General features: G+C 40.8%; 3 protein-coding genes and 1 pseudogene. All 4 read left to right on the top strand.

Annotation, left to right across the window (positions count from 1 at the left end; all coding sequences use genetic code 11):
- Positions 1-533 precede the first annotated feature (533 nt).
- Positions 534-923 (top strand): annotated as a pseudogene (locus F6K57_RS38820) (saccharopine dehydrogenase NADP-binding domain-containing protein); the annotation flags it as partial.
- A gap of 3 nt (positions 924-926) precedes the next feature.
- A complete protein-coding gene (locus F6K57_RS38825; protein WP_293073976.1) occupies positions 927-1,733 on the top strand; it encodes a saccharopine dehydrogenase family protein in 807 nt (268 codons plus the stop codon).
- An 8-nt stretch (positions 1,734-1,741) separates the two neighbouring features.
- On the top strand, positions 1,742-2,881 hold the full coding sequence (gene nspC, locus F6K57_RS38830; protein ID WP_293073969.1) for a carboxynorspermidine decarboxylase: 1,140 nt from the start codon (positions 1,742-1,744) through the stop codon (positions 2,879-2,881).
- A 119-nt stretch (positions 2,882-3,000) separates the two neighbouring features.
- A partial coding sequence (locus F6K57_RS38835; protein ID WP_293073972.1) for an agmatinase family protein occupies positions 3,001-3,938 on the top strand: 938 nt, incomplete at its 3' end.

A 3,938-nucleotide genomic window follows, 5' to 3' on the forward strand; every position in this document is an offset into this window, starting at 1 on the left:
GGAGATTTAAAGAGCTAATTCTATAATAATTTAACAAACAAAGTTATATTTTTCCACCCTATTAAAAGAGTTGGCTTTTCCGTCGCTTTTCGTGTATGCAGTTGAATTTTTCGCTATTTATCTTTAGAAAAATGAGAATTATTACATTTACCTATTCGTTCCTAAATTTAGGATATCGCTGCTAATATCTTAAGTTTAAAACTGTTGTCGCGATTGCCTAAAATATTGTTCATGCTTGAAGAGAAGTCGATAGGGAGCAGGTCAAAGTTGCCGAACATTTGTACTATGTACCATGAGAGCAAGCTTAAACCCATGAGGGGGCTATAGATAATGTACAAATATTCTGCATAAGTGACATGCTCCCCCTATTACCTATTACCCATTACCTATTACCCATTACCTATTACCCATTACCCAGATAAGCGTACAAATGTTCTGCATAAGTGACATGCTCCCAAGTCGATATCTGTTATTATTGATCAGTGTTGAGAATTAAAAAATAAATATCTATATTAACTAACAATAGTGCAGTTATGGCCAAAGTTATTATTATTGGTGCAGGTGGAGTGGGTAATGTTGTTACTCAAAAATGCGCCCAGTTGCAAGATGTTTTCTTGGAGATTCTCCTAGCAAATCGGACTAAATAAAAATGCGATCACATTGCCGCTACTATTGCCCATCCCTCATTACAAACAGCCCAAGTCGATGCAGATAACGTTGCAGAAATAGTGGCACTCATTAAGGATTTTCAGCCTGACATAGTTATCAACGTAGCTCTACCGTATCAAGACTTACCGATTATGGATGCGTGCTTAGAAACAGGAGTAAATTATCTCGATACTGCTAACTACGAACCTCCTGATGAAGCCAAATTTGAGTATAAATGGCAGTGGGATTACCACGAAAGATATAAACAAGCTGGGATTATGGCTGTGCTTGGATGCGGATTCGATCCTGGAGTAACAGGGGTATTTACAGCCTATGCCCTAAAGCACCACTTTGATGAGATTCACTATCTAGATATTGTAGATTGTAATGCCGGAGATCACGGTCATCCTTTCGCTACTAATTTTAATCCGGAGATTAATATCAGAGAGATTACCCAAAAAGGAAAATACTATGAAAACTCCAATTGGGTAGAGGTTGAGCCGTTCTCAGTGCATCGGTCAATCAATTATCCAGAGATTGGCCAGAGGGAGTCATACCTGTTGTATCATGAAGAGCTTGAGTCTTTAGTAAAACACATTCCCACCATTAAACGGGCTCGCTTTTGGATGACTTTCAGTGAAAGTTATCTGACACACCTGCAAGTTCTCCAGAATGTAGGATTAACTAGTATTGAACCAATTGAGTATGAAGGGCATCAAATCGTCCCCTTGCAATTCCTCAAAGCTGTTCTACCTGCACCATCTTCACTAGGTGAGAACTATGAAGGTCAAACATCTATTGGCTGCCATATTCGAGGAATAAAAGACGGAAAACCAAAAACCTACTATATCTACAATAACTGTGACCATGCAAAAGCTTATCAAGAAGTAGGGGCACAAGCTGTTGCTTATACAACAGGAGTACCTGCAATGCTTGGTGCAATGCTAGTCTTAACTGGCGAATGGCAAGGTGAGGGAGTCTTTAATGTGGAACAACTTAACCCTGATCCTTTTTTGGCAAAGCTGGGAACCTATGGTTTACCTTGGCATGAGTCAATTAACAACTCAGAAGAATTTGGGGATTAATCAGCAAGATGATTGATTATTCCCAAATCCCATCCCCCTGCTATGTGCTTGAGTCCGAAAAGCTGATTGAGAATCTTGAGTTAATTGACTCGGTTCAGAAAAAAGCAGGAATTACGATCATTCTTGCCTTGAAGGGGTTTGCGATGTTCAGTGCCTTTCCCATTGTCAAACAATACTTACAAGGTACTACTGCTAGCTCTCTGTTTGAAGCAAGGCTAGGGCGAGAAGAGTTTGGTAAAGAGCTCCACCTTTACTTGCTTGCCTACCAGGAAAAAGAATTTCCAGAACTGATTCAAGGGGCAACACATATCTCGTTTAACTCCCTAAGCCAATGGGAGCGATTTAAAGAAAAAACTCTCTTGACCCAAGTATCACCGGGTCTGCGCATTAATCCAGAGTATTCTCCGGTGGAACCGGAGATCTATAATCCCTCGTCTCCCTTATCTCGTCTAGGAATACGCGCTGAAAAATTAGGTGATAAATTACCGGAGGGCATTGAAGGGTTACATTGCCACAACTTATGTGAAAGCGACTCACAGGCTTTAGCACGTACTTTAGAGCAGATTGAAACCCTGTTTGGGCATCACCTTCCCCAGATCAAGTGGCTTAATTTAGGGGGAGGACATCTGATCACCTCTAAAAGCTATGATATCGAACACCTAATCGAAGTTTTGACCCGTTTTAAATCCCGTTATCCTCACTTGCATATTTATCTGGAGCCTGGATCGGCAGTGGCATGGGAAACTGGGGTACTCCGAGCAACAGTTCTTGATCTGATTGAAACTTCAAACCTGATTATTGCCATGCTTGACGTCTCATTTACCGCTCATATGCCTGATTGTTTGGAGATGCCTTATAAACCTCGCATTCGAGGTGCAAGAGATCCGCAACAGAAAGAGCCTAGATACCGGATGGGGGGTCTTACCTGCCTTGCAGGAGACTTTATGGGCATGGGAGATTACTACTTTGAAACGCCTTTGCAGGTTGGTGACACAATTGTTTTTGAAGATATGATTCACTATACGATGGTGAAGACTTCTATGTTTAATGGCGTAAAACATCCAGCAATTGGCATTGTCCGCACTGATGGTACTTTTAACTTGGTTAGAGAATTTGGCTACGAAGATTATAAGAGTCGATTATCTTAGGCAAATTGCCATGGGAACTAACCCAAATCATGGGTTATACTAAATCCGCTTTTGAAAGTATCACTAGGTATAAATTATCCAATTTTTTGACTTGTGGCAAACTTGTGTAACTAAAACAAATGAATCAAGCCAGTTTTAATCCTAATGAGATTACTGTGCCCAATGGTTGCTTCTTTGGTTTTCCCTATTCGGTGGAAGAGGCTGCAATTGTTATTTTACCTGTACCTTGGGATGTCACTACATCTTATCGAGAAGCTACAGTCAATGGTCCCCAAGCAATTTTAGATGCTTCACTGCAGTTAGATTGGTACGACTTTGATCTACCCCAAGCTTGGCAAACTAAGTGCGGGACTATACCCATTAACTCAGATATTCAAGATAAAAATCGCGCCATGCGAGCTATTGCTAAGGAGATTATTGGAGATATGGAAACAGGTGGTAATGTTGATGATGATGCGATCGCCAAACAGTTAGTAACGGTTAATCAAGCCTCAGCTACTCTGAACCATTGGGTTTATACTCAAGCGTTAGAATTGCTCGAGCAAGGCAAACTAGTCGGTGTCGTTGGTGGAGATCACAGTGTACCTCTTGGCTTAATGCAAGCCTTAGCACAAAAACACGAAACATATGGTATTTTACAAATTGATGCCCATGCAGATCTAAGGCTTGCCTACGAGGGTTTTACTTATTCCCATGCCTCGATCATGCACAATGCTTTGAGCATACCTCAAATTAGTCGCTTAGTTCAGGTGGGCATTCGAGATGTTTGTGAAGCAGAAATGGCAATGGTGAATAGTGATAGCCGAATTGTCATGTTTGATGACTGGAAGCTTAAAGCCAACGCTTATGAAGGCATCACTTGGGCAGCTCAGTGCGATAAAATTATCTCTAATTTACCTGACAAGGTTTATATTAGCTTTGATATTGACGGTTTAAATCCTTCCTATTGTCCCCATACAGGTACTCCTGTACCAGGTGGCTTGGAGTTTAATGAAGCAATTTACTTGTTGCGATTACTAGTTAAAACAGGTAAAACAATTATTGGTTTTGATTTGTG

This window comes from Moorena sp. SIO4A5, from assembly GCF_010672005.1.
Lineage (GTDB): Bacteria > Cyanobacteriota > Cyanobacteriia > Cyanobacteriales > Coleofasciculaceae > Moorena.

Bases quoted from the DNA above. Each gene is read 5' to 3' on its own strand.
- F6K57_RS38825 (WP_293073976.1), top strand. From the start codon at position 927: ATGGCTGTGCTTGGATGCGGATTCGATCCTGGAGTAACAGGGGTATTT.
- nspC (WP_293073969.1), top strand. From the start codon at position 1,742: ATGATTGATTATTCCCAAATCCCATCCCCCTGCTATGTGCTTGAGTCC.